The organism is Pseudomonas nitroreducens TX1 (genome assembly GCF_000313755.1).
GTDB lineage: Bacteria > Pseudomonadota > Gammaproteobacteria > Pseudomonadales > Pseudomonadaceae > Pseudomonas > Pseudomonas nitroreducens_A.
The window spans coordinates 66,818-91,166 of record NZ_AMZB01000134.1 but is presented as its reverse complement, the minus strand read 5'-3'; the positions used below and the strand labels follow the sequence as shown (position 1 = coordinate 91,166).

Below are 24,349 nucleotides of genomic sequence, written 5' to 3'. Positions count from 1 at the left end.
CTCTCCCCAGCCCTCTCCCTTCAGGGAGAGGGCTGGGGAGAGGGAAATGCCCGAGCATCGATACTTCCAACACAGCAGAAAATCGTAAAAAGACGCTTAGATAGCCGAGAACAGGACCTGGGTGAGTTCCTTGTCGGTGGTCATCACCTTGGTGTTCGCCTGGTAGTTGCGCTGGCCTTCCATAAGGCCCACCAGCTGCTGGGTGATGTCGACGTTGGAGCCCTCCAGGTTGCCGGCCGACAGCGAGCCGAACTGGCCGATGCCGGGCACGCCGATCAGCGGGGCGCCGGACGCGGAGGTCTCGGTCCAGGCGGTGCCGCTCTGGTTCTGCAGCCCGCCGGCGTTGATGAAGTTCGCCAGGGCGACCTGGCCCTGCAGCATGCGCTGGCCATTGCTGTAGTTGACGTAGACCTTGCCGTCGTTCTCCACCGCGATGCCGGTCTGCTCGCCGGCGGCGTAGCCGGTGGTGCGGTTGGTGGTGACGACGAAGTCCGAGCCGTACTGGCTGGTGCCGGTGTAGTCCAGGGCGATGTTCATCGGGTCGACGCCCGGCAGCGTGAAGCCCACCGGCACCGAGGCGATCGGCGCGGACAGCGAGCCGTCCGGGGCGAAGGTCAGCGACTGGGTGGCGCCGACGGCGTTGCCGTCCACCGCGTAGTGCGCATCCCAGGTGTTGGTGCCGGTCAGCACGAAGTACTGGGTCAGGGTGTGTTCCTTGCCCTGGGAGTCGTAGATCTTGCTGGTGTAGGTGGAGTTGTAGGTCTCCACCTTCTGCGGGTCGAACGGCGAGACGGTCGGCACCTTTTCGTTGGAATCGAGGTTGGCGACGAACTCCAGCTTGTCGGTAGCCTTCGCCGGCAGGTTGGCGGTCTTCACCTGCAGGTCGGAAACGGTGCCCACCAGCAGGTTGCCGGCGGCGTCGGTCGGGTAGCCCTGCAGACGCTGCCCGGTGGCGTTGATCAGGTAGTTGCTCTTGTCCTGGCCGAACACGCCGGCGCGGGTGTACTGGGTGTCGCCGTTGCCGCTCTTGACCACGAAGAAGCCGCCGCCGGAAATGGCGAGGTCCAGGGCGCGGTTGGTCGACACCAGCGAGCCGCCCTGGCTGATGCTCTGGGTGGTACCGGCGACTTCCACGCCCATGCCCTTGCTGTCGGCGTAGACGCTGCCGAACTCGGTGCGCGAGGACTTGAAGCCCACGGTGCCGGAGTTGGCGATGTTGTTGCTGATGGTGTCCAGCTGCTGGGTGACGGCGTTCAGGCCGGTCAGGGCGATGTTGAAGCTCATGGCGTTAGCTCATCCTAAGTGGGGGGAACAGGCGCTCAGAGCTTGTTTACGATCTGCTGCGCGTCGGCAAAACTGCGTTAGAAACAGGCTGAAAAATGCTCATTTACAGCGCGTAAACTCCGCTTTTTCAGCCTGTTTCTGCCTTGTTCTGCTCTAGCTCGCGATACCGTAAACAAGCGCTCAGGCGGCTTGGCCCTGGCTGAATTCGACGATCTTGTAGAAGGGCACCGAACCTGCGCCTTCGACTTCCAGCACCGGGCCGTCGGCGCTGACGCGAACGTTGTGCACCCGGCCGGAAACCTCGATGCCTGGCGTCTCGCCGCTCTCGGTCTTGACCGCCAGGCTGTACTTGCCGGGCTTAAGGCCCAGCGCCTGCGGGTCCACGGTGAAGGGCACGGCGCCGGCTTCCTGCGGGCCGAGGGCGATGTCGGTGCGCACGCCGTTGGCGTCGGTGAGCTGTAGCACGGTGGTGGCCGAGGCGTGCTCCAGGGTGATCTGCCCGCTGACCTTGTCGCCGTCCAGTTGCAGGCTGTCAGCGCTGACCTTCACTTCCTGGCCGACCAGGCCTGCGGCCGTGAGGGTCTGCAGGTTGTCCATCAGCACCAGGTTGTTCTGCTGCAGGGTGGTCATGTTCTGCATGCTCTTGACCTGCGCCATGGCCGAGTACTGGTTGATGAACTCGGTGCTGTCCACCGGCTTGGTCGGGTCCTGGTATTGCACCTGGGCGACCAGCAGGGTGATGAAGCTGTTCTCCATGTCGGTCAGCTCGCCCAGGTTGACCGCCTGCCGGGGCGCATCCGAAGCGGTGCCGTTGGTGCTGGTGCCGCTGGTGTCGTTGTTCACCGTGCCCATCAGGCGTCTCCCAGTTTCAGCAGGCTGGACTGCATGCTCTTCACGCGGTTGAGCACTTCCACGCCGGTCTCGAAGCTGCGGGTGGCGGACATCATGTCGGTCATCTCCTCGATCTCGTTGACGTCGGGGTAGTAGACGTAGCCGGTGGCATCGGCCAGCGGGCTGCCCGGCTCGTAGCGGCGCTGCGGGGCGCGGCCGGAGGTGACCACGTCGAGCACCTGCACGTGGGCGCCGCCCATGCCGGCGCCGCGGGTGAGCTGGTCGTTCTCGTAGACGGCGGCGAACATCGGCTTGCGCGCCTGGTACACGGCGTCCGGGCTGTTGGCGGCGGAGTCGGCGTTGGCCAGGTTGCTGGCCACGGTATTCAGGCGCACGGTCTGCGCGTTCATCGACGAGCCGGCGATGCGGTAGATGGAATCGAATGCCATGGCGTCAGCGTCCTTCGATGGCCTGCTTGAGGCCGCGGAACTTCAAGGTCAGGAAGGTGAGGCTGGTCTGGAAATCCATCGCGTTGCGCGAGAACTCCGCCTGCTCGGTGGCCAGCTCCACGCTGTTGCCGTCCTGGGATGGCTGGTTGGGGATGCGGTACTTCAGGTCCGGGCGCGCGGCGCTGGTGCTGGCCAACAGGACGCTGGAGGTGTCCTGGCGCTGCATCTCGGCGGCGAAGTCGATGTCCCGCGCCTTGAAGCCGGGGGTGTCCTCGTTGGCCAGGTTGGAGGCGAGGATTTCGCTGCGCTGCATGTGCAGCGAGAGGGCTCTCTCGTGGATACCCAGCGTCTCGTCAAACCGTATACTCATTTCCGCAACCCACTCTCACTTTTCGGCGTGCGAGGCGACAGAGCACAAAGCATGCCGACCCCTGAAGGCCGCTTCATGTCGTTGATCTACAAGGCTTTACGCGCAGGAATGACTTGCGTGTGCAACGCGGCGTTTCCGCTTTCGACACGCCACGCGACAGGATGCGGAAAAACCCTTTCCGCCTGCTTCCTCCTGCTGCTTCCCACCCTGGCGCAAGCCAAGGATGCACGTGCGCAACTCGACGCCGCCGCGCAGCAGCAGGTCGCCTCCGAGTTGAAAGAAGCCGCGCGCAAGGCCGGGTGGAAAGGCATGACGTTCACGGTTGACAACAACCTGCCCAGCAGCCTGGGCAAGCTCGCCGCCTGCCCAGGCGGCCCGCAGTTGCGCTTGCTGGAAACTCCCGCCGCGGTTACCGCACGGCGCCGTTTCGAAGCTTCCTGCGCCGGGCAACCCGGCTGGCCGGTGAGCTTCACCAGCCAACCCAGGGTATCCCTGCCGACCGTGGTCGCCAGCGGCGAGATCGAGCGCGGCCAGACGCTGGAGGCGGCGCAACTCAAGCTCGCGCCGGTGGAGCTCGGCAAGAGTTCGCGGGGTTACTTCACCGATATCACGGAAGTGACGGGCAAGACCGCCCGCCGCCGCATCCGCGCCGACCAGCCGCTGACCCCGGCGCTGCTCGATGGCGCAATGCTGGTGCGCCGCGGGCAGCAGGTGAAGATCGTCGCCAGCCAGGACGGCATCCAGGCCAGCGCCGTCGGCGAGGCGCTGGCCAACGGCAAGCAGGACGAGGTGATCCGCGTGAAGAATCTGCGCAGCCAGAAGATCATCGAGGCGAAGGTGATGGCTTCAGGCGAGGTCAGCAGCATCTTCTGATACTGCCCGCTCCGCGGCTCCGCTACGCCCATTGAGCGGGGCGATAACATCGCGGACGAAGTCCGCTCCTGCGCGGTATCGGGCTTTCGTAGGAGCGGACTCCGTCCGCGATGGCCCGCGCGGCGGACTTCGAACCCACAGAGAGCACCCGCCTACTCCCGCAAGGAAATCCTCGCTCAACGCTGCAGCCCGTCGGGCGGATAACGCTGGCGCGTTATGCGCCCTACGATCTGCGCCTATTGAGCAGGGCGCCAGCATCGCGGACGAAGTCCGCTCCTACGCGGTATCGGGCTTTCGTAGGGCGGACGCCGTCCGCGATTTGCCGGGGGCGGGCTTCGATGCGCCGGGGAACACCCCATCAACGCTGCAGCGGCATCAGGACATCGCGGACAAGGTCCGCTCCTACGGGGGCATCCGGCGCGCAATAGGTCGTCACCTCCACCAGCCGCCGCGCATGGATGCTCGGTGCCGGCAGCACCGGCGCATCCAGCGGCGCCTCGCGGAAGCAGCGCAGGTGGTTGGCGACCATGTCGTAGCCCGACAGGTGGCTGAAGGCGATCCCGCCGGAGAAGCGCGGGTTGACGTCCATGAGCAGTGCCTCGCCGTCCTGCACCAGGAATTCCATGTTGATGCAACCGTTGACGCCGAGCACCTCAGCTACCCGACCGGCCATCGCGACCAAATGCGGGTCGGCCAGCATGCGCACGGTCAGCCCCGCTCCGGTGGGGGTTCGCACCAACTCCTGGCGAGCCATCGCTGCCCAGTCGCCAGTGCTCTGCTGGCGCACCACGTCGACCACACAGACATCGCCCGGCAGCAGCGGCTGCACGATGTAGTCGCGGCCAGAGAAGCGCTTGCGCACGTAGTGCAGGAAATCCTCGTCGCGCACCTGCATCAGCCCTTCGCAATTGCGGCCGTCGCGCGGCTTGGCGATCAGCGGCAGGCCCAGCCCCGGCACGGGCAGGTCTTCCAGGCGCCAGGTGGGGATGGTGCGGATCAGTGGATCATCCTGGAAAGCCTGATGCACCAGCCATTTGTCGCGGGCGATGCGGATGGTCTCCAGCGGCTGCATGCACAGTGTGATGCCACGCTCGGCGAAGGTTTCATAATGACGGGCAAAGGCATCGACCTCCGGGTCGATCAGCGGCAACACATGGGTCACCCGCTCGGCCTCGCAGACTTCCAGCAACCGCCCGATGTAGGCCTCGACGCCGCGCGCCGGCGGCACCTGGTGGAAGGCATCCAGCAGCGCGGAAGCGGTACACCAGTCCCACGGCTGGATATTGGTCCCGACGACCCGCGCACCCCAATGCTCGCGCAGCGAAGCGATCACCGATTCGGCGGAATACGAGCCGATGGCGGTGACCAGGCAGGTAAAGGGAAAACCGCTCGCCGGGGCGCTCAAGATGCGGCCCTGACCGTGAGTCGTGCCAAAAGAGTGTTCATTGCTTCATGGCCCCAAAAGATTCGATTGCCTACGCCCCAAACACTCCATTGCCATACGACACTTCCAGAAGAATAGAGCAAGCGTAGCCGCGAACCGTCGCTCCGGAGTGGCTACCCCCGGAGCGCCTGGGGGATTTCCGACGGAAGTCAGGTCCACCAGTAGCGGACGAAGTGGAAGAACACCGGAGCGGCGAAGCACACCGAGTCCAGCCGGTCGAGCATGCCGCCGTGGCCTTCGATCATGTGGCCCCAGTCCTTCACCCCGCGGTCGCGCTTGATCGCCGACATCACCAGGCCGCCGAAGAAGCCGAGGATGTTGATCATCAGCGCGATCAGCAGGGCCTGCCAGAAGCTGAAGGGCGTGATCCACCACAGCGCGCCGCCGATCAGCGTGGCCAGCGTCACCCCGCCGACGAAGCCTTCCAGGGTCTTGGACGGCGACAGGTTCGGCGCGATCTTGCGCTTGCCCACCAGCTTGCCGCAGACGTACTGCAGCACGTCGGACAGCTGCACGACTATGACCAGGAAGGCGATCAGCAGCAGGTTGCGTCCCTCGTAGCCGGCGATCTCCAGGGTCAGCAGCGCCGGCACGTAGGAGATGCAGAACACCGCCAGCATCAGCGCCCACTGCACCTTCGAGGCGCGTTCGAGGAAGTGCTTGGAGTCGCCACCCAGCGAGGCGAGGATCGGCAGCAGGAGGAACACGTAGACCGGGATGAAGATGGAGAACAGCCCGTACCAGCCGATGCCGATCAGCAGGTACTGCATCGGCAGCACGAAGTAGAACGCCGCCACCAGCGCCGGATAGTCGCTGCGGCGGGTCGGCATCAGGGTGAGGAATTCGCGCAGGGCGTAGAAGGACACCCCGTAGAACAGCAGGATCACCGCCCAATAGCCGAGAGCGAAGGCACAGCCGATCACTGCGACCATGACCCACCAGGCGTTGATCCGCGCGTTGAGGTTGTCGATCACCGCGTGCGGCCCGGGCGGGGCCTTCCAGCGCAGCACCGCGCCGACCAGGGAAGCGAGGACCAGGATGGCGCCGATGCCACCGAAGAGCAGCCAGGTCTGGTTCATTTCAGCGACCCTCCGGCGCGGCGAGTTTCAGCAAGGCCTCGCGGGCGCGTTCGAGGAAGGCATCCTTGGCCTCGCCCTCCTCTACCGCCAGCGGCGCGCCGAAGCTCAGGGTGCACAGCAGCGGCAACGGCAGCGCGCGGCCCTTGGGCATCACGCGGTTGAGGTTGTCCAGCCACACCGGCACCAGCTCCACCTGCGGGTGCGCCCTGGACAGGTGGTAGATGCCACTCTTGAACGGCAGCAGGCGCACTTCCTCGTCGAGGTTGCGGGTGCCTTCGGGGAACAGGATCAGCGAATCGCCTTCGGCCAGCGCACGCTCCACCGGTTCCAGTGGGTTGCCGCCCTCGGCGCCGCGCGTGCGGTCGATCAGCACGCCGTGGAATACGCGGTTGATGATGAAGCCACGCAGCCCGCCCTTGCCCCAGTAGTCCATCCCGGCGACCGGCCGCGTGCGAGAACGCAGCTCCGGCGGCAGCGAGGCCCAGAGCAGGACGAAATCGCCATGGCTGCTGTGGTTGGCGTAGTAGATGCGCTGCGCCGGAATCGGCGTGGTGCCGATCCACAGGCTGCGCAGGCCGGTCACCGCGCGGGCGCCGGCGATGATGGCATAGGCGAAGAGTCGTTCCAGCATTGCGGGTGCGTTCCTCAGGATTGGAAGGTCAGGATGATCAGGCACAGCAGCGCGATCAGCCATTGCGCGGCACAGAGCAGCACTTGCCGACGCAGCAGCGCCAGGGCGCCACGGCTGCGCTCGCCCCAGGGGCGGCCGGCCTTGTCGGCCGCCACTCCGGCGTAGGTGGCCAGCGCTTCGTCCAGCTGCCGGGTCTTTTCCGGCAGCGCGTCGCCGGCATTGGCCATGGCTTCGAACAGGTCGGCGTCCAGCGCCACGCGCATGGCATAGAATTTCTGCACCAGCCCGAGCAGCACCAGCAACGCCATGCTCAGGCTGAACGCCAGGGTGGCGCTGGCCATCAGCACGCCGTAGAAACCCAGCGCCAGCGCCAGCACCGTGAGTGCGGAGGAAAGGCCATTGAGACTGCTGCCACGGCGCAGCAGGCTGGCCACCAGGATCAGGCCCGGATCAACCGACATGGCTCACCTCCTGCGGCAGGCTCGGCTGGCCGGCGATCTGCGCCAGCACCGCCAGTTGGTCGGCCTTGAGCACCACCTGCGGGCGCGCCCGGCGAACCAGCGCCAAGGCCTCCTCCAGCGTGTTCGCGCGGCCGGAAATCATCAGCCATGCCGCCACCAGCGTGGCGCTGCGCGAGTAGCCCAGCGCACAGCAAACCAGCAGCGGACCTTCGGCGTGCAGTCGCTGGATCAGCTCCGCGCCTTGGCGGCACTGCTCGACACTCGGCGCTACCAGATCGAGCAGCGGCAGGCACTCGTAGCGGCGCGCCGGCGCGGTACAGGGCAGCTCGGCGCACAGGTCGAGGATCGCCAGGCTGGGCAAGTGCCGGGGTTGATGCCAGTCGGGCAGGCGCCCGAGCCAGAGCCCCGGCAGCACCTCGTCGGGCTGCGGGTGGTGGCGCGTCCACCAGCGCGCGTTGAGCCACGCGCCCAGCCAGTAGGGCGCCAGCAGCCAGGAGACCGCCACCGAATGGCGTCCGTCCAGGCGTTTCTGGAAACCCACCGTGCCGATGCCCAGGTAGCAGAGCGCAACCAGCGCCAGGGATACCGCAGGCCAGCACAACCAGAGCCACAGGCCGCCGCCCGCCAGCGCCAACACCAGGCACGACAGCGCACCACAGGTGTAGAGCCCCGCCAGCCGACGCCGCTGCGGATCATTGCTGAGGCGCCACGCCTGCAGCGGCGAGCGAACCTCCCGCGGCCACAGCCAGACGCAGAAGAAGCCCAGCAGCGCACCGGTCGGCACGTCGATGAAGTGATGCTGCCAGGTGGTCAGCACCGAGACACCGATCAGCGTGAACCAGCCGTGCAGCAACCAACGCCACGCGCCTTGCAGGTATCGGCCATAAGCGACCCAGAGGATCACCAGCAGCGCGATGTGCAGCGAAGGCGCCTGGTTGAAGGGTTTGTCGAAGCCCATCAGCAGGTCGAACAGCACGCCGAAGAAGCCCTCCTGCATGGGCCGCTCGAAGCTGAAACGCAACGGGAACAGCAGGAAGCAGGCCACCGCGATAACCTGCGCGGTGAGCAGGCGCAGGGCATGGCAGTCCAGCCCGCGCCGCGTGCGCGGCAGCAGGAAGGACAGCCCGTAGAGCAGGTCGATGGACCAGTACGGGATGATCGTCCAGGGCCACAGCGGCGTACCGCGCTCCCAGTCGAACACCAGCACGCCGACCGATTCGCGCTGCGCCGCCACCCAGTTGGCGAAGCCGTAGCTGAGGAAGAAGAACGGCCCGAGGAACAGCAGCCAGATCACCGCGCGCCGCAGGACTCCGGGATCGCGCGCCGGCATCGAGCCCATCAGTTGCGCTCCCGGCGGGCCAGGGAGACGGTGAATATGCCGTCCTCGTCGATGCGCTGGGCCAGCTTGCGGAAGCCGGCGGCGGCGACCAACTGGTCCATCTCCAGCTGCGTGCGACGGCGCATCACCCAGGCCTGCCCGGCGCGGTGGCTGGTAAGGGCGCGGGCGATCAGCTCCAGCTGCGGGTGCCAGGGTTGGCCGGTGTAGATCAGGTAGCCGCCCTCCTCCACCGCCTCGCCCAGGCCGGCCAGCGAGCCGCTGACCATGGCGTTGTCGGCGAACAGCTCATACAGACCGGAGACCACGGCCAGCGTCGGCTTTGGTTGCACGGCGGCGAGATCGGCGCCGTCGAAGGCGTCGCCCTGCACGAAGCGCGCACGTTCCTTCAGGCCCAGGCGCTCGATCAGCGCCGAGCCTTCGCGCACGTTCAGCTCGCTGTAGTCGCGCAGCAGCACGCTTTCCGGCAGCGGATCGACGCCCTGCAGCGCTTCGAGGATGTAGCGCCCGTGGCCGGCGGCGATGTCGAGGATGCGCACCTCGCGCCCCTGTTCGCGCAGGTTGGCCATGGCCTGGCGCAGCAGTTCCTCGATGTTCACCTTGCGCTGGCGGATACCGCGCCAACCGGCGGATTCCAGGTAGGTGCGGTCGATCATCCGGCCCACCGGCCCCGCGCCCGCGGGCTGGTTGCGGTAGACGTAGTCCAGGGTGCTGCCCGAATCGAAGCCGGTCTGGAAGCCGAGGTTGATGCCGTCCGAAAGCAGCCGCCCGAGGCGCATGTTGGCGCGGGTGGCGCGCCAGTACAGATCACGGATCGACCAGGCCGGCAGCGGCGTCGCCAGCGCTTCGGCCTCGGCGCAGGTGTAGCCGAAGCGGTCGGCGTCACGCAGGTCCGGCCGCTCCGGCTCGCGGGCAAAGCATTCGAGGATGAAGCGCCGGGCGCGCGCGGTCGCCTGCTCGCGATGCAGTTCGCCGAGGGTGTCATGGAAGAAGCCGGGCAGGACGTGCAGTTCCTTGCGCGCCGTGCCGAGGTTGTCGAAGAAGCGTTGCTGCGGCTTGCGGTGCACCACGAAGTCGGAACCGGAGATCAGCAGTTGCGTCGGCACCTGGATCGCCTGGGCGTCGGCCACCACGCGGTCGGCCGCCTCATACAGGCCCAGCAGCACGTTTACCGAGATGGCCTTGGCGATCAGCGGGTCGCTGTCGTAGGAGGCGATGCGTTCGGGGTCGTGGGAAAGGAATTTCGCTTTCACGTAGCTGTTGACGAAGAAGTTGCCGCGCCACCAGCGCGCCAGCTTCAGGCCCGGCCGGGCGAAAGGCACGTAGAGCTTGACCTTGAACGCCGGCGAGGCGAGCACCAGGCTGCGGATCGGCGGGGCGTAGTCGTGCACCCAGGTGGAAGCGACCACCGCGCCGACACTCTGCGCCACCACCGCCATGTCGCTGATGGCGATGCCATGGGTTGAGGCAATGTGCTCGACGAAGGTCTGCACGTCGCGCACGCTGGTGCCGAAACTCGGGCTGTCGCCACGCGCGCCGGGCGACTGGCCGTGGCCGCGGGCGTCCCAGGCGAAGACATCGAAACCGGGCAGGTCGAGTTCGTCGGCCAGGTGGCCGATGCGCCCGGAATGCTCGTGGCCGCGGTGGAACAGCAGCACCGCGCGGCGCGGCTCGTCGTTTCCGGCAGCAGCCGGCCAGTGGCGGTAGAACAGCTCGACGCCGTCGTGGGTAACGAAGTGGTGGTTTGAAGATTCGCGCATAACTTCCTCTGTTCGATGGCTGGCGGGACTGTCCGGTCCCCGTCCTGACATGGCGGCCGCGGTTCAGCCGGCCGGTTGTTGCTTCTGCTCGGCCAGCCCCTGGCGCACCCGGTTGACGATAGTCAGCACCAGCAACAGCGCCAGCAGCACCAGCAGCGGATTCAGCCAGGCCAGCGGCAATTGCCCGACCGCCACGGCCACGCCGAGGACGCCGAAGCACAGCGCGCGGTCGCTCTTGCCCATGGGGCCGTCGTAGCGCCGCGAAGCCCCCACCATCACCCCGAGCACGCCGGCGTATTCGCTGATCACCGCCAGCAGGACCACCAGCACCACCAGCGCCGGGGCCACACCCGGCAGCAGGGCGAACGGCAGGTACAGCGCGCTGTCGGCGATCACGTCGGTGAGTTCGTTGAGGTAGGCACCCAGCTTCGACTGCTGGCCGAACTCGCGGGCGAGCATGCCGTCCATGGCGTTGAGTGCCATGCGCAGGAACATCCACAGGGGGATCAGCAGGAATATCCAGGCGTGGCCGGCCAGCAGCGCGACCGTGAGCGCCACCAGCAGCGAAAGGCCGCAGGCCGCCAGCGTCACCTGGTTGGCCGTGACGCCGCGCTCGTAAAGGCGGGTGACCAGAGGGCGGAGCAGGTTCTGGAAACGGGACTTCAACTGATAGACGGAGATCATGAGGTTCCTTCTCAGGTTCGGCGCGTGTCGGCTTTGGCACGCGCGGTGATCGCGAACTATCCACAGCCCTGTGGACCCGGGAAGCTTAGCCGCACCCTGGCGTCAGGGCTGTCAGATATGTCTCAACAAGATAGATGACCGATCCTGGGTAAAAGGACACATGACGTAGGCAGATGCCGTCTGCGCGGTGCAGGCGGGCCCCGCCGGAATTCCCGCGCCAACTTTTTTTCATCCGCCCTTAATCGCTTCCCGCGAGCTGTCGCCTTACCCCTTCAGCAGGCACAACGCCGGCTTCATTCAGCTCATACAGGAAGTCCACCATGGCCTTGTCGATTCAAACCAACTACTCCTCCCTGATCACCCAGACCAGCCTGAGCAAGACCAACAGCCAGCTGGCTACTTCCCAGCAGCGCCTGGGCACCGGCCTGCGCATCAACTCTGCCGCCGACGACGCCGCGGGCCTGCAGATCGCCACCCGCCTGAACGCCCAGACCCGCGGCATGAACGTGGCCATGCGCAACACCAGCGATGCCGTTTCCATGCTGCAGACCGGCGAAGGCGCCTTCAGCGAAGCCACCGACATCCTCCAGCGCATGAAGGACCTGGCCACCCAGTCCGCCAACGGCACCAACTCCGACAAGGACCTGGACGCCCTGAAGTCCGAGTTTGACGAGCTGGGCAAAGAGCTGACCAACATCGTCACCAACACCAAGTATGCCGGTGACAGCCTGTTCGGCACCGGTGGCAAGCTGGCAGCCGACATCAAGTTCCAGATCGGCTCCGATTCCGCCGAAGTGATGACCGTCAGCGCCACCGACACCGACATCGCCGCCACCGTCACCGCCCTGGGCACCACCGTGCAGGCGCTGGACCCGAAAGCCGGCGCCGCCGCCGCGATCACCGGTCTGAACGCCGCCCTGGACCAGGTCGGCAAGACCCGCGCCGCCTTCGGTGCCGCGATCAACCGCCTGGGCCACACCTCCAACAACCTGGCCAACATGAAGGACAACACCGACATGGCCAAGGGCCGCATCATGGACGCCGATTTCGCCAGCGAAACCGCCAACATGACCAAGAGCTCCATGCTGATGCAGTCCGGCATTTCCATGCTCAAGCAAGCCGGCCAGATGCCCAGCATGATCATGGGCCTGCTGGGCTAAGCCCGGCTCGCGCGAAGCGCCCCCCGCTTCGCGCCCCTGATACGGATGCGCCCCGCCTCGGCGGGGCGTTCTGCGTCTGCGGGTACGCTGACAAACGGCGTTGCGACCCTGGGTCGCGGCGCAGCCCTGCTGCGCCGGTGGTTTCGAGGCTTGTGTGAAAATTGCAAGCACGCGTGCGCAAAATTCAGAACTTGCACGCACATTTTTCTGACGTCAAAATAATGCCTCTGCCTCCATGGACCGATGGAGTTCCCCCGCGACCGTCAAGGGCGCGGCTCGCAAGGGCAAGATGAACACACTCACTTCCACGCCAACGGACAGTCGGCCGATCGCCTGCCTGACCCTCCGCACCGGGCGTCCCGATTGCGTCGCGCAGTTCTATCCCGCGCTCTATCAACTCGACCTTGACCGTGACGGCCAGGTGGAGCGCATCGACCTGGGTTTCTCCGGCAGCCGCGTGCTCGAACGCCTGCTGCAAAGCCCGGGCGACGTGGTCGCGCGCGACGAGCTGCTGACCCACGCGTGGTCCGACCGCGTCGTCGGCCAGGGCAGCCTGAACCAGCAGATCTATACCCTGCGCCAGGTGCTGGCGGACGAAAAGCAGCGGCAGATCATCCAGACGCTGCCGCGCCGCGGCTACATGTTCAACCCGCAATACCTGGTCAGCCAGGCGAGCGAGTCGGATGTCGAAGTGGCCGATGCCACGCCGCACGTCATTGCGACGGACACCGCCCCGTCCGCCGCCTTGCCTTCAGCGCCGAATCCCCGGCGTCTGAAAGTTGCCGCCGCCAGCCTCTGCATTTTCGGCCTGCTGGGTCTCTCCGGCGCCTTCTACTACACCCAGGTGCGCAGTCCGGTGCTCACCAGCGAACAGAAAGTCGGCTCCCTGCAGATCACCTACGTCGAGGACAACGAGCAGGACCTGCAGCGGCTGATCAACAGCACCCGACCCCTGGCCCACCAACTGGCCGACCTGGCCAGCCGGCCCATCGGCCTCATGCTGCACATGACCTCCGGCTTCTACGAACTGGTCTGCGTGCAACCCGAAGGCAATTCCAACTGGCTGCTGATCCACGAAAGCCAGGTTGCCCGGATTCCCCAGGAGCAGCTGCGCAAGTGCCTGAACTGACCCTGGGCCGCCAGTCCGGCGTGGCCCGCCGCTGCCTGTTGATCTCGCTGTTCGGCGTGGTCTGCCTGGCCATGGCGCTGGGCATGCTGTGGAAGCACGCACACAACACCTCGGCCATCGACGGTCGCTACGCCGCTTCCGGCCAGGTGCTGCTGGGCAACGGCAAGGTGCTGGAGATCGCCCAGACCACCATGTTCCACGAGGGGCGCTTCTACTCGATGATCCAGCAGGACGCCAACATCCTCGAGGTCTCCGGGCAGGTCGGCAACGACCTGGGCGGGCGCTACCAGTTGCAGGTGGAAGAGAACAGCATCAGCAACCTGCAGGCCGACAGCGGCCTGGACAGCGAATTGATCTTCAACCTGCTCTACGGCCGCCAACGCGGCGCCCGTATCACCCTCGAACCCATGGGCGGCTGCCTCTACGGCGTGGAGACCCGCCAGGTGTTCTGCCCGCGCCAACTGCGCAATCGCTGAGCGGTTCACAGCTTCAGGGTCGGCTCGGCCGCCGGGGCGGGAACGGTTGCTTCGGCAGCCGCTGAAGCCGGCGTGTTCGGCTGCGGCTGCGGCTGCGGCTGCGGCTGCGGCTGCGGCTGCGGCTGCGGCTGCGGCTGCGGCTGCGGCTGCGGCTGCGGCTGCGGCTGCGGCTGCGGCTGCGGCTGCGGCTGCGGCTGCGGCTGCGGCTGCGGCTGCGGCTGCGGCTGCGGCTGCGGCTGCGGCTGCGGCTGCGGCTGCGGCTGCGGCTGCGGCTGCGGCTGCGGCTGCGGCTGCGGCTGCGGCTGCGGCTGCGGCTGCGGCTGCGGCTGCGGCTGCGGCTGCGGCTGCGGCTGCGGCTGCGGCTGCGGCTGCGGCTGCGGCTGCGGCTGCGGCTGCGGCTGCGGCTGCGGCTCGACGAGTTTCGCGCCCGACTTCGAGTAATGCACCTGTGCATAGCTTTCGCCGAAGATTTCCCGGTACAGGCTCTGCGCGCGATGGGTCAGCAGGAGAATCTCGATGCGCCGGTTGGCGCCGTTCTCCGGGTCCTCCGGGCGCAGCGGCATGACGTCGGCCTGGGCCGCAACCTGCAACACCTGCGCGGCCGGCAGGCCACTGTCGACCATCACGTTGCGCGCGCGCAGGGCGCGGTCGCCGGAGAGGTTCCAGTTGTTGTAGCCATCCGGTCGACGGTACTGCACGGCATCGGTGTGGCCGCTCAAGATCAGCTTGTTCTGCACCTTCGCCAGCACGCCGGACAACGCACCCAGCAGGGTCTGGAAATGCGGGTCGAGGGTGGCCTGGCCACGGGCGAACATGAAACGCTGCTGGTCGTCCTTGATCAGGATGCGCAGCCCCTGCGGGACCACGGTCACCTCGATGTTGGCCAGTGCGTCGACCTTGCCGGACACTTCGCGGATCAACTCGGCCAGCTCGCGCAGGTCCTCGTTGCTGTCGTACTGGCGACTTTCGCCTTCCTGCTGCACGCTCGAATCCTGCGCCTGCTCGCCAGCCTTGCCTTGCTTGCCAGAGTCGAGCGCCAGCTGCGGCGCGGGCTTCTCCGGGGTCTTGACCGGCTGCGGCATGCCGTCCAACTCGACGGGCGTGCGGCTGGCGCCATCGAACACGCCGGCACCGCCGTCCACCACCGGGTTGGCATCCTGGTCGCCCACCGCCACCGGCTGTGGCTCGGTCTGCGGATGGACGATCCACAGCACCATGAACAGCGCCATCATCGCCAGGGTGAAGTCGGCGAAGGCTACCTTCCAGGCGCCGCCGTGCTCGTCATCGTGCCCCTTCTTGCTGCGGCGCTTGATGATGACTTCGCTGTGCTTGTCGGCACGTTTCTTCATGCTGCGTCCCGCTCTTCCTCATAGCGGGTGACCCAGGTCTCCAGCTGTTTGAAGGCCGGTTTCACGTCCTGTTCGATCAGCTTGCGCCCGGCGTCCACCGCCAGCAGCGTGGGCTTGCCGGCGACGTGGGCGACCAGCGTGGTACGCACGCACTCCAGCGCCGACAGCTCGGTCTTCACCCGCTGCGACATGGCGTTGGACAGCGGGTCCATCAGGCAGTAGCAGACGAAGATGCCGAAGAAGGTACCCACCAGCGCGGCGGCCACGTGCGCACCGATCTCGGCCACCGAGCCGCCGATGTTGCCCATGGTGATGATGATGCCGAGGATCGCCGCGAGAATGCCGAAACCCGGCATCGCCTCGCCGACCTTGTGCAGCGACTTGGACGGCTGCAGCAGGGCGTGCTCCATGGCGTCCAGCTCCTGCTCGAGGAAGCCTTCCAGCTCATGGGCGCTGATCTTGCCCATGGCCATCAGGCGGAAGTTGTCGGCGATGAACGCCATCAGGTTCTTTTCCTGCAGGATCAGCGGGTAGCGGGCGAACAGATCGCTCTGCTCCGGCTCCTCGATGTGCGCGTCGAGCACCTTGAGGCCGCCGACGTCGACCATTTCCAGCAGCTCGTAGAGCAGCATCAGCAACTGGCGCTGGAACTCCTCGCCGCGGCGCTTGAAGACAAACACGCCCTTGATCTGCGAGCACATCTCCAGCAGCACTTCCCGCGGATTGGCGACGACCAGGGTGCCCAGGCCCGCGCCGAGGATGATGACCATTTCCGCCGGCTGCCAGAGCGCGCGCATGTCGCCGTGGGCCATGGCGTAGCCGCCGAGCACGCAGGCGATGATGATCAGGGCGCCAATGATTTTCTGCATGGTTGTGGATTCTTCAGAGAGGGTCGGGGTCGTTGAGGAAACGGCTGCACTTGCCGATCGCCTGCTTCATCAGTTGGCAGATGCGCGCATCGGTCAGCTCCAGCACCAGGGCGATTTCCTTGAGGTTCAGCTCGTGCAGGTAATACAGGTTGAGGATCAGCCGCTCGCGCTCGTTCAGGCGCTCCAGCGCCTGGGCCAGCAGGCGCTCCTTGAGGACCCGTTCTTCCAGCGCGGCGCCGCTGCCCTGCACGCCGTCGTGGCCGCTTTGCAGCAGTGCATCGAAGCTCTCGATGGCCTCGGAGGATTCGGCGCGCAGGTAATCCTGGTAGCCCGCCTCGTCGAGGCCGGTGGCGGCGAGCACTTCCTCGTCGCTGGGCACGCGGCCGAGCCGGCGGGCCAGGGCGCGGATCGCATCGCGTACCTTGTGTGCCTGCTGCCGTACCTGGCGCGGGCGCCAGTCCTGGCGACGCAATTCGTCGAGGATCGCGCCACGGATGCGCAGCGCGGCGAAGCGGCCGAACTGTTCGTCCGGCTCGCCGTAGCGGCGCAAACCTTCGAGCAGGCCCATCAGGCCGATCTGCTCCATGTCTTCGCGGTCCAGCACCTGGTTGGCCTGCAGCGACAGCTGGCTGACGATGCGCCGCACCAGCGGCAGGTACTGCATCATCCAGCGCTGCTCGGCGGCCGGTGACAGGCGCGCATGACCGCCGTCCGGGCTGTCGTAGCCGCCGTCGCCAGGGGCGTAGCTGGGTGCGGGATCGCGAAGGGCGTGCATGGCGGTTTACTGGACGATCATCTTGCTGAGCAATACGTGCTCGAAGGGCACCACCACCCTGCGCGCGGCGAAGTCGTCGATCACCGCCTTTTCAAGGCGGGTCTGCACATCGCCGATGGGCATCGCGCGCAGCACTTCGAACTTCTCCGGCGTCAGGTTGGCGACCACCGAGCTGCGCACCATGGGAGCGACACTCTCGAGCTTCTTGCGCTCCTGTTCGGCCTTGGCCTGCAGCACCAGGTCGATCACGAAGTAGTGTTCGCGGTCCTCGCCACGGGAGCTGACGATGATCTTCTCCACCGGCACGAAGAGGTATTCGGCGCTCTCCTGCTCTTGCTCCTCCTCGACGTCCGCCTTGCCGCCCTCCTGGTCGGAAGCGGCGGCGGCCGGGGCGAGGCTGGCGGACTTGATCATCTTGTAGTTGACGAACACGCCACCCAGCACGACGGCGATATTCACGATGAGCATCAGTAGAACGAGACGCGGCGTGGACATGGGGTTTCTCGAAAAATCCTGTAGGAGTGCGGCCGCAGACGGCCTACACGGTAATCAGTACGCCGCTGTCGCCACGGGGCGAGGAGCGTTCGCCCGCCTGCGCATCGCGCGGGTTGGCGGCGACCGCCAGCTGCTCGTCGGCGAAGCGCTGGCGGTTCTGCTGGCCCTGCTGGCCGGGCTGCGAGTCGGATGAAACCTGCACGTTGACCTGCAGGAAGTTCTGCCCGACCAGCTCCTGGCGCAGGCGCTCGCTGGTGTTCTGCAGCAGGCGCACCACGTCGCCGTTGGACGCGGAGATCTGCACGTTGAGCTGGCCGGCCTCGTGACGCACGAGGATCTCCATGGCGCCCAGCTCCGGCGGATCGAGACGGATCGTGGCGTTCTGCACGCGCTGGCCGAGCTGCAGCTCGACGTTGTCGCGCAGCGCACTGACCATCTGCTCGCCCCAATGCGCGTCGTTGTTGCCCTTGAGGTGCAGCGGCCTGTCGAGCAACGGCGAGGCCGGCGGTGTGGCTGATGGCTGGGCGTTGCCGTCGGTAGCCGGCAGGCGTGGGTCGAGTGCGGCGGTCGGCGGCACTGGCATGCTGGAATCAGAGGCCTGCACGGCAGCGGCCAGGTGTTGTTGCAGCAGCGCCTGCGCCTGGCTCGGGATCGCCTCGCGGGGTGCCGGCGCGGCGACCTTGGCCGGTTCCTCGGAGAGATCGGCGGGAGGCAGCAACATATCCTCCGGCTTCACGGGGACAGGTGCTGGCTGCGCAGGCGAGTCGGACACCTGGGTAGCGAAGCCGGCCACCCGAGCGCTGGTCTGCCCGGGCGGGTTGTCCCGCGCCTGCACCACCAGGCCTGCCTGGCTGAGCATACCGGCGAGCCAGCTCTCCGCTCCGGAGGGCGACGACTCGTCGGCCCGCCCACCCCGCGTATCGCTGGCGCGGGTTTCCACCGTCAACGCTTCTGGCAGGCTCGGCACCTTGGCGCTGGGCTGCTGCAGCGGTTCCTCGACCTGCGCGGTGTCGTACTGTGCGAGGAAGGACGGCACGGTAAGGGTCCGCTCGCCGGCAGCCGATTGCGTCGACTGTTGCGAGCGAAAGCCTGAAGTGCACGCAGCGCCAGGGTCATCACGGCGCGAATCCGGCTGGCGCGCTTCGGCCACCTGGCGGGCGTCGCGAGCGGTACCCGGCAGCGCTGGGGTCGGTAGCTGGATCACGGTCTATCGACCCTCCTGGTACGTATCCACCTGCATGTACGCCGAGCGTCCTTCGGCATACTCCAGATGCGAGAGCAGGAGGCGGCGCAGACGCTCGCACTCCACGGCGCAGGCCTGCGACGCCTGTTCGTGCAGGCCCTTGAGGTGCTTTTTGGCCAGCAGCACATCGGCTGCCAGCCCGGTCTGCGATGACATCGCCACCAGTTGCGCGCGGATCGCCAGGTCGACCTGCCCCATGGCCTTCCAGTCCTTGCGCTGCAACGCCACGCCCAGTCTTTCGTACAACTGGAGCAGGCGCTGGCGGTCATCCACGGGCGGCACTCACGCCCTCCCAGCCTTCGCGCAGGATGCCCAGCAGGCGCACCACTTCGTCGATGCCGGCGACATCCAGCGAGATGCTCACGTCGGAAATCCGGTAGATGCAGTAGTCGTACAGGCGCGCCAGGCCCTGCACGGTCTCGCCGCCGCCCTCGTAGTCAAGTGCGCCGTTGAGGCCATTGAGAATGTTCAGGCACTTCTCCAGGGAGCGACCCTTCTGCTGGTAGCGCTTGTGCTCGATGTGCCCGCGAGCGCGGGCCAGTTCGTCGAGCAGGCCGTCGAACAGCACCAGCACCAGTTCGTAGGGCGAGGACGAAGCGGCCCTGGATTCCAGGTCGATCATCCGGTAGCTGTCGTAGCTTTCGTTCATGCCGTAGGCGGTCATCCGAACATCCCGCTGGTCTGGTCCATCGACTGCATGGTCTGCATCATCGAGGTGTATTGCTTGAGATAGCGTGCGTAGTAGGTGTCGTACTGCTTCTGCAGGTTGTCGTAGTCGTCGTTGACCCGTTTCAGGCTGCTGTTGAGCGACTCCTTGCGGTTCTTCAACACACCGTTGACGCTGCTGGTGTAGAGCGACAGCGCCTTGTCGGTGCTGTCGAGCAGGTTGCCCTTGCCCATGAACAGCTTGTCCAACCCTTCCGGGTCGGCGGCGATGGCCTTGTCGAAGCGCGTGGCGTCCAGGGTCAGCTTGCCGTTGCGGTCGGCACTGATGCCGAAGCTGATCAGGTTGGCGCCGCCGAAAGTGGTACGCAGCATCTGATTGAGGCTGTTCTCGATGGCCCGCACGCTGGAGTCGCCGGCCAGGGCACCACGGGCGTTGCCGCTCTGGTCGCCCGATGCGGTCAGGCTGTCGATCTGGCTGGCCAGGGCGTTGAACGCATCGATGAAGGTCTGCACCTTCTTCCTGGTTTCGCCCTGGTCCTGGGCGATGGTCATGGAGATCGGCTGCTCGCCGGACTTCTGCGCCTGGGTGAAGGTGACGCTGACGCCATCGATGATGTTGTCGAAGGTGTTGCTGGCGTTGGTCAGCAGCATGCCGCTCTCGCCGCCCAGGCGGACGCGGGCATCCTGCGCCCTGGACAGCTCCTGCGGATTGCCGATGGCGTTCTCGAAGGCGCTGTTGGCGCCGTCGGTGCCGCTCAGCGACAGGCTGATGGCGTTTGCCGCGCCGGATTTCTCCGCCCCCAGCACCAGCGAGACCTGGCCGTTGCTGCGCACCAGAGTGGCTTTCACGCCGGTATTGTCGGTGGCCTTGTTGATCGCCGCGGCCAGCTCGTCCATGGAGTTGGCGCCATCGCCGTCGGTGTCGACCTTGCTCAGGTCGATGTCGAAGGACTTGCCGTTCTGGGTCAGGGTCAGGGTGCCCTGGGTGTCGATGTCGCCGGTCTGCAGGCCAGAGAAGGACAGCTGATGGCTGGTGGCGAGCTGCTCGACGAAGAAGTCGTAGCGGCCAGCCACGGCGCTCTTGCCGACGGTTGCGGTCAGGTAGCCGTCCTTGCTCAGCTTGGCGCTGTTGATCAGCATGCTGGTATTGCTGCCGGTGGTGCCCTGCAGCCCCTTCACCGCGGTGGAGAAAGTCTTGAGCGCGGTTTCCAGCGAGGTCACGGCAGTCAGCTGCGCCTGGTACGAGGCCTTGTTGCGGTCGGCCTTGTTCAGCCCGCTCTGCACATCGTACGTCGCCAGCTGCTGGGCCATCTGCTTGACGTAATCGGAATCTATGGTCGCCATCTGAATCCACCTCTCTGCTGCCGGAAGAGCAATTACGATGCCAATGCCGGAGACCCCGTATTGCGGGGCTTTGCGGGTTTCCAGGGAGAAGTCGAACTTCCGCCCGGCGTGCTTTGGCGCGCAGCGGGAAGCGGTGTTTCCGCCTGCCGGGCACGCGCCCTGATGCAGGGAAAGGGCGACCGTGGGGAGGGATTGGTTAAGGGGGATGATGAAGTGCTTTTCGAGGGAGTCCTGATCGGGGCGACCCTCTCCCCCCGCCCTCTCCCTTCAGGGAGAGGGAAATCCCAAGTACGGAGATTCAGCGGAAGACAATCGCTTCAACAGGAAACAAAAGCTGGTGTAGGAAGCTTCAGTACAGCTGGCGCGAATACACCGGCTGCTCGCGCGGATCGCCCATGAGCTGGCTGAGGATGTCATGGTGCATCGCCAGCAGCTTGCCGTTGCGCTCGTTGAGGCGCTTGCACTGGGCGGTGAGCTGGCCCAGCTGCAGCCACGCCTGCTGGAGTTCCTCGCGGCGCGGCGGCTGGTAGTTGGACAACAGCGTGCGCATGCCGTCGGCGTCCATCGACAGCTGGAAGGCTCGCAGCACGCGGCTGCGGCGCTGGGCGCGGGCGGCGACGGCGTCGAGCAGGGCCTGGATGTCCGGGTTCAGCGCCTCGATCTGCGCGCTGTCCCGCGCCAGCAGGTAGCGATAAAGCTCCTGCAGGCGGTCGCGCAGCGCCAGGCAATCGCGGCCATCCTGCTGGATGTCCTGCTCGATCACCTGCAGCAGCCGCGCGCGCTGGGTCATGCGTCGCTGCCGCGATGGTAGGAGAGGATGCTGGTGGCGAGCACAGTGGTGTCGTTGCCCAGCTCGCCGTTCATCAGCGCGCGGCGGATTTCGGCGACGCGGTTCTGGTCCACGTCGGGCATGGCGCGCAGCGTTTCCTGCATCTCGTCCAGGCGCAGCGATTCGTTGACCGGCGCGCTGGCGCTGGCCTCTGCCGCCGGGGCGGCGCGCTCGCTGCGCACGGACTTGGCGGACTCGCTGGTGGCCAGCGCAACGCTGGTCAGTTGCCGGGTGATTTCCATGGTGGGTATCCGAAATTCTTGGGCTTTCACTCAGAGGGCGACCGCCTCGCAGGAAAACTTAAATGCCGATGTTCGCGCAACGGACGGCGCATAACCGCAAGCGGTGATTCGCCCTACGCCCTGGCGCGCCACCAGGACTGTGCGGCGAGGCCATCCTGGATTTTCTGTTCCTGCTGCGCAAGCTGCGCCTGCCATTGGCCGACCTTGGCCTCGATCACCTGGGCCAGCACCTTCTCGCTGCGCATGGCCGCCATCAGCTCGCCCTGGATGCGTGCCAGGGTCTGCTCGGCGACTTCCAGCTCGCGTCGCTGCAACTGCAGCATCTTGTGCAGGGTCGCCTTGTACTGCTGCTGGTTGTGCCGCTGCAGCGGCGTGCTGGTGGCCACGCTGAAGCCGCACAGGCGATCCAGCCCGGTGATGTTGTTGCGGTAACGCTGGCAGAGATTCTGCTGGTAGTTCACCCGCCCGAGCAGCTCGCGCACCTTGCCGCCGCGCACATCGGCCAGGCGCCCGAGCATGTCGATCTGCGCCTTCATCAACGGCTCCCGACGATGCTTTGCAGGGTGGCGACGCTGTTGGCGAGCTCCGCGCCGTCGGCGGTCTCCTGGCGCAGGTAGCGCTCCAGCATGGGCGCCAGCTGCACGGCGCGGTCGGTCTTTACATCCATGCCCGGTGTATAGCCGCCCAGCGGAATCAGCTCCTTGATGCGCTCATAGGTGCCGCTGAATTCCTTGAACTGGCGCGCCGCGGCGAGGTGCAGCGGGTCCGCCACCTGGCTCATGCAGCGGCTGACCGAGGCGCCGATGTCGATGGCCGGGTAGTGCCCGACGTCCGCCAGCCGGCGCGACAGCACGATGTGTCCGTCGAGGATGGCGCGGGCGCAGTCGACGATCGGGTCCTGGTGATCATCACCTTCCGCCAGCACGGTGTAGATGGCGCTCAGGCTGCCCGTCTCGCCCTCGCCATTACCTGCGCTCTCCACCAGCTCCGGGAGCAGGCCGAACACCGATGGCGGATAGCCCTTGGTGGCCGGCGGCTCGCCCAGCGCCAGGGCGATCTCGCGCTGGGCCATGGCGTAGCGGGTCAGCGAATCCACCAGCAGCAGCACGTCCTTGCCCTGGTCGCGGAAGTAGGCGGCGATGCTGTGGCACAGCTCGGTGGCCTTCAGGCGCATCAGCGGCGACTCGTTGGCCGGCGCCACCACCACCACGGCCTTCTGCAAGCCTTCCGGGCCGAGGGAGTGCAGGATGAACTCCTGCACCTCGCGGCCGCGTTCGCCGATCAGCCCGACGACCACCACATCGGCCTTGGTCTGCCGGGTGATCATGCCCAGCAGCACGCTCTTGCCCACGCCGCTGCCGGCGAACAGGCCGACGCGCTGGCCCTTGCCCAGGGTCAGCAGGCCGTTGATGGCGCGCACGCCGACGTCCAGCGGCTCGGACACCGGGCGCCGGCGCAGCGGGTTCACCTGCGGCAGCTCGCTGGGCAACGGGTGGCGACCGGCAAGCTTGCCGAGGCCGTCCAGGGGTTCGCCGAGGCCGTTGACCACGCGCCCCAGCCAGGAATGATCGATATGCAGCACGGCTTCGTCCGGCGCCGGGAAGACCCGCGAGCCGGAGGTCAGGCCGACGGGCTTCTTGAAAGGCATGAGGTAGGTGATGTCCCGGTTGAAGCCGACCACCTGCGCCTCCAGGCGCTCGCCGTCGGCGACTTCCACGTAGCAGCGCTGGCCGGTCATGCGCCGGCAGCCGAGGCTCTCCAGCAGCAGGCCGGAGACCCGCACCAGGCGACCGCTGACCCGCGCCAGCTGGACCGAATCCAGCGAGCGCAGCGCTTCTTCGAGCTTGAAGCCGTCGCCCAGGGCCATGTCAGTCTGCGTCCTGCAGGTGCGTGCTCAGGGCTTCCATGCAGCTGTCCAGGCGCTGCTGGCAGCCGATGTCGGCTTCCGCCTGGGCGGTGACGACGCGGCACTCGCCCAGCGCCAGGCGCTCATCCGGCACCAGTCGCCACTTGGCGGCGCGCTCGGGGTTCAGCTCGCGGATGCGTGCGCACTCTTCCGGGTTGAGCAGGATCTGCACGTCAACCGGCTCGCCCGGCATGGCGGCCAGGGCTTCCTCGGCCAGGGTCAGCAGTTGCGTCGGGTTGAGCGTCAGCTCGACGCGGATGACCTGCTTCGCCACCTTCTGCACCAGCTCCAGCAGCTCCTTCTGGCGGCTGCGCTGGAAGGCCTGGTGGTATTCGCCGAAGGCCTGGACGGCGGCCGAAAGTGGCGCGCTGGCTTCGTCAAATGCCTGGCGGCCAGCGGCGCGGCCTTCCTCGCGCCCCTTGCGCAGGCCGTCCTGGCGACCCGCCTCGAACCCCTCGCGCAGGCCGGCTTCGCGGCCCTCGGCCACGCCGTCCTGATAGCCCTTCTCCAGGCCTTCCTGAAACCCTTCGGAAATGGCGCGCTGGCGCGCCGCCGGGTCGCTGTCCCAGCCATGGTTGTCGGCACTGGCCGTGGCGCAGCGGGGCGGGAAGCGGTACGGACGCCAGGCACGGCTGTCGGCCTTGATGACTTTGATCGCCATGCC

27 protein-coding genes and 1 pseudogene are annotated in these 24,349 nt (G+C 66.7%); 4 read left to right on the top strand and 24 right to left on the bottom strand.

The features are described from left to right. Positions 1–96 precede the first annotated feature (96 nt). From flgE to flgB, 4 genes are all read right to left on the bottom strand, one after another. A complete protein-coding gene (gene flgE, locus C167_RS0126335; protein WP_017521313.1) occupies positions 97–1,284 on the bottom strand; it encodes a flagellar hook protein FlgE in 1,188 nt (395 codons plus the stop codon). 180 nt (positions 1,285–1,464) lie between these two features. Then, entirely contained in the window at positions 1,465–2,136 is a 672-nt protein-coding gene (locus C167_RS0126330) for a flagellar hook capping FlgD N-terminal domain-containing protein (protein WP_017521312.1), read from the bottom strand. After that, complete coding sequence (gene flgC, locus C167_RS0126325; RefSeq protein ID WP_017521311.1) at positions 2,136–2,564, bottom strand: flagellar basal body rod protein FlgC; 429 nt, start codon at positions 2,562–2,564, stop codon at positions 2,136–2,138. Before flgC ends, C167_RS0126330 begins: the two co-directional genes overlap by 1 nt. Positions 2,565–2,568: 4 nt before the next feature. Beyond that, the gene (flgB, locus tag C167_RS0126320) at positions 2,569–2,934 is read right to left on the bottom strand and encodes a flagellar basal body rod protein FlgB (protein WP_026079297.1); all 366 of its coding nucleotides are present in this window, start codon (positions 2,932–2,934) and stop codon (positions 2,569–2,571) included. Positions 2,935–2,985: 51 nt separating this feature from the next. Between flgB and flgA the strand changes: the two genes are divergently transcribed. Continuing rightward, positions 2,986–3,807, top strand: coding sequence for a flagellar basal body P-ring formation chaperone FlgA (gene flgA / locus C167_RS0126315; RefSeq protein WP_081596723.1), 822 nt, complete (start codon positions 2,986–2,988; stop codon positions 3,805–3,807). A 358-nt stretch (positions 3,808–4,165) separates the two neighbouring features. Here the strand turns inward: flgA and C167_RS0126310 are convergent, their stop codons facing one another. The 7 genes from C167_RS0126310 to C167_RS0126280 form a co-directional block, all read right to left on the bottom strand. Then, positions 4,166–5,212, bottom strand: coding sequence for an ATP-grasp domain-containing protein (locus C167_RS0126310; protein ID WP_017521308.1), 1,047 nt, complete (start codon positions 5,210–5,212; stop codon positions 4,166–4,168). Between the two features lie 188 nt (positions 5,213–5,400). After that, on the bottom strand, positions 5,401–6,330 hold the full coding sequence (locus C167_RS0126305; RefSeq protein WP_017521307.1) for a phosphatidate cytidylyltransferase: 930 nt from the start codon (positions 6,328–6,330) through the stop codon (positions 5,401–5,403). Between the two features lies 1 nt (position 6,331). Then, the gene (locus tag C167_RS0126300) at positions 6,332–6,961 is read right to left on the bottom strand and encodes a lysophospholipid acyltransferase family protein (protein ID WP_017521306.1); all 630 of its coding nucleotides are present in this window, start codon (positions 6,959–6,961) and stop codon (positions 6,332–6,334) included. Positions 6,962–6,975: 14 nt separating this feature from the next. Further along, positions 6,976–7,422, bottom strand: a complete 447-nt coding sequence (locus C167_RS0126295) for a hypothetical protein (protein ID WP_017521305.1) — start codon at positions 7,420–7,422, stop codon at positions 6,976–6,978. Beyond that, a complete protein-coding gene (locus C167_RS0126290) occupies positions 7,412–8,752 on the bottom strand; it encodes a phosphatase PAP2/dual specificity phosphatase family protein (RefSeq protein WP_051168001.1) in 1,341 nt (446 codons plus the stop codon). The genes C167_RS0126295 and C167_RS0126290 overlap by 11 nt, the downstream gene beginning before the upstream one ends. Before the next feature lie 8 nt (positions 8,753–8,760). After that, complete coding sequence (locus C167_RS0126285) at positions 8,761–10,518, bottom strand: bifunctional alpha/beta hydrolase/class I SAM-dependent methyltransferase (RefSeq protein ID WP_017521303.1); 1,758 nt, start codon at positions 10,516–10,518, stop codon at positions 8,761–8,763. Positions 10,519–10,581: 63 nt separating this feature from the next. Then, positions 10,582–11,202, bottom strand: coding sequence for a CDP-alcohol phosphatidyltransferase family protein (locus C167_RS0126280; protein ID WP_017521302.1), 621 nt, complete (start codon positions 11,200–11,202; stop codon positions 10,582–10,584). A gap of 320 nt (positions 11,203–11,522) precedes the next feature. Between C167_RS0126280 and lafA the strand changes: the two genes are divergently transcribed. The 3 genes from lafA to C167_RS0126265 all read left to right on the top strand — a co-directional run bounded on the left by lafA (position 11,523) and on the right by C167_RS0126265 (position 13,967). After that, positions 11,523–12,362 (top strand): lateral flagellin LafA, encoded by an 840-nt coding sequence (gene lafA, locus C167_RS0126275; protein ID WP_017521301.1) that lies wholly within the window; start codon positions 11,523–11,525, stop codon positions 12,360–12,362. A gap of 289 nt (positions 12,363–12,651) precedes the next feature. Further along, a complete protein-coding gene (locus C167_RS0126270) occupies positions 12,652–13,491 on the top strand; it encodes a winged helix-turn-helix domain-containing protein (RefSeq protein ID WP_026079295.1) in 840 nt (279 codons plus the stop codon). After that, entirely contained in the window at positions 13,479–13,967 is a 489-nt protein-coding gene (locus C167_RS0126265; RefSeq protein ID WP_017521299.1) for a hypothetical protein, read from the top strand. Before C167_RS0126270 ends, C167_RS0126265 begins: the two co-directional genes overlap by 13 nt. 419 nt (positions 13,968–14,386) lie before the next feature. Here C167_RS0126265 and C167_RS32980 read toward each other — a convergent pair. The 13 genes and pseudogenes from C167_RS32980 to fliH all read right to left on the bottom strand — a co-directional run. Continuing rightward, positions 14,387–15,316, bottom strand: a pseudogene (locus C167_RS32980) (OmpA family protein); the annotation flags it as partial. Beyond that, complete coding sequence (motA, locus tag C167_RS0126255; protein ID WP_017521297.1) at positions 15,313–16,185, bottom strand: flagellar motor stator protein MotA; 873 nt, start codon at positions 16,183–16,185, stop codon at positions 15,313–15,315. The pseudogene C167_RS32980 and the gene motA, both read right to left, overlap by 4 nt. Before the next feature lie 13 nt (positions 16,186–16,198). Continuing rightward, positions 16,199–16,960, bottom strand: coding sequence for a FliA/WhiG family RNA polymerase sigma factor (locus C167_RS0126250; protein ID WP_017521296.1), 762 nt, complete (start codon positions 16,958–16,960; stop codon positions 16,199–16,201). Between the two features lie 6 nt (positions 16,961–16,966). Continuing rightward, complete coding sequence (locus tag C167_RS0126245; protein WP_017521295.1) at positions 16,967–17,455, bottom strand: flagellar basal body-associated FliL family protein; 489 nt, start codon at positions 17,453–17,455, stop codon at positions 16,967–16,969. Positions 17,456–17,498: 43 nt separating this feature from the next. Next, positions 17,499–18,659 carry a flagellar hook-length control protein FliK gene (locus tag C167_RS32975; protein ID WP_017521294.1) on the bottom strand — a complete coding sequence of 387 codons (1,161 nt, stop codon included), beginning with the start codon at positions 18,657–18,659 and terminating at the stop codon, positions 17,499–17,501. Between the two features lie 3 nt (positions 18,660–18,662). Beyond that, positions 18,663–18,980, bottom strand: a complete 318-nt coding sequence (locus C167_RS0126235; protein ID WP_017521293.1) for a hypothetical protein — start codon at positions 18,978–18,980, stop codon at positions 18,663–18,665. Continuing rightward, positions 18,964–19,362 (bottom strand): flagellar export chaperone FliS, encoded by a 399-nt coding sequence (fliS, locus tag C167_RS0126230; protein WP_017521292.1) that lies wholly within the window; start codon positions 19,360–19,362, stop codon positions 18,964–18,966. Before fliS ends, C167_RS0126235 begins: the two co-directional genes overlap by 17 nt. Further along, entirely contained in the window at positions 19,359–20,708 is a 1,350-nt protein-coding gene (gene fliD, locus C167_RS0126225; RefSeq protein ID WP_017521291.1) for a flagellar filament capping protein FliD, read from the bottom strand. Before fliD ends, fliS begins: the two co-directional genes overlap by 4 nt. A gap of 349 nt (positions 20,709–21,057) precedes the next feature. Then, positions 21,058–21,498: a flagellar protein FlgN gene (gene flgN / locus C167_RS0126220; protein ID WP_017521290.1), complete on the bottom strand. Its 441-nt coding sequence runs from the start codon at positions 21,496–21,498 to the stop codon at positions 21,058–21,060. Next, positions 21,495–21,779: a flagellar biosynthesis anti-sigma factor FlgM gene (flgM, locus tag C167_RS0126215; RefSeq protein ID WP_017521289.1), complete on the bottom strand. Its 285-nt coding sequence runs from the start codon at positions 21,777–21,779 to the stop codon at positions 21,495–21,497. The genes flgN and flgM overlap by 4 nt, the downstream gene beginning before the upstream one ends. A gap of 113 nt (positions 21,780–21,892) precedes the next feature. Next, on the bottom strand, positions 21,893–22,315 hold the full coding sequence (locus C167_RS0126210; protein ID WP_017521288.1) for a flagellar FliJ family protein: 423 nt from the start codon (positions 22,313–22,315) through the stop codon (positions 21,893–21,895). After that, a complete protein-coding gene (fliI, locus tag C167_RS0126205; protein WP_017521287.1) occupies positions 22,315–23,646 on the bottom strand; it encodes a flagellar protein export ATPase FliI in 1,332 nt (443 codons plus the stop codon). The genes C167_RS0126210 and fliI overlap by 1 nt, the downstream gene beginning before the upstream one ends. 1 nt (position 23,647) lies before the next feature. Then, the gene (fliH, locus tag C167_RS0126200; protein ID WP_017521286.1) at positions 23,648–24,346 is read right to left on the bottom strand and encodes a flagellar assembly protein FliH; all 699 of its coding nucleotides are present in this window, start codon (positions 24,344–24,346) and stop codon (positions 23,648–23,650) included. Positions 24,347–24,349: the final 3 nt, after the last annotated feature.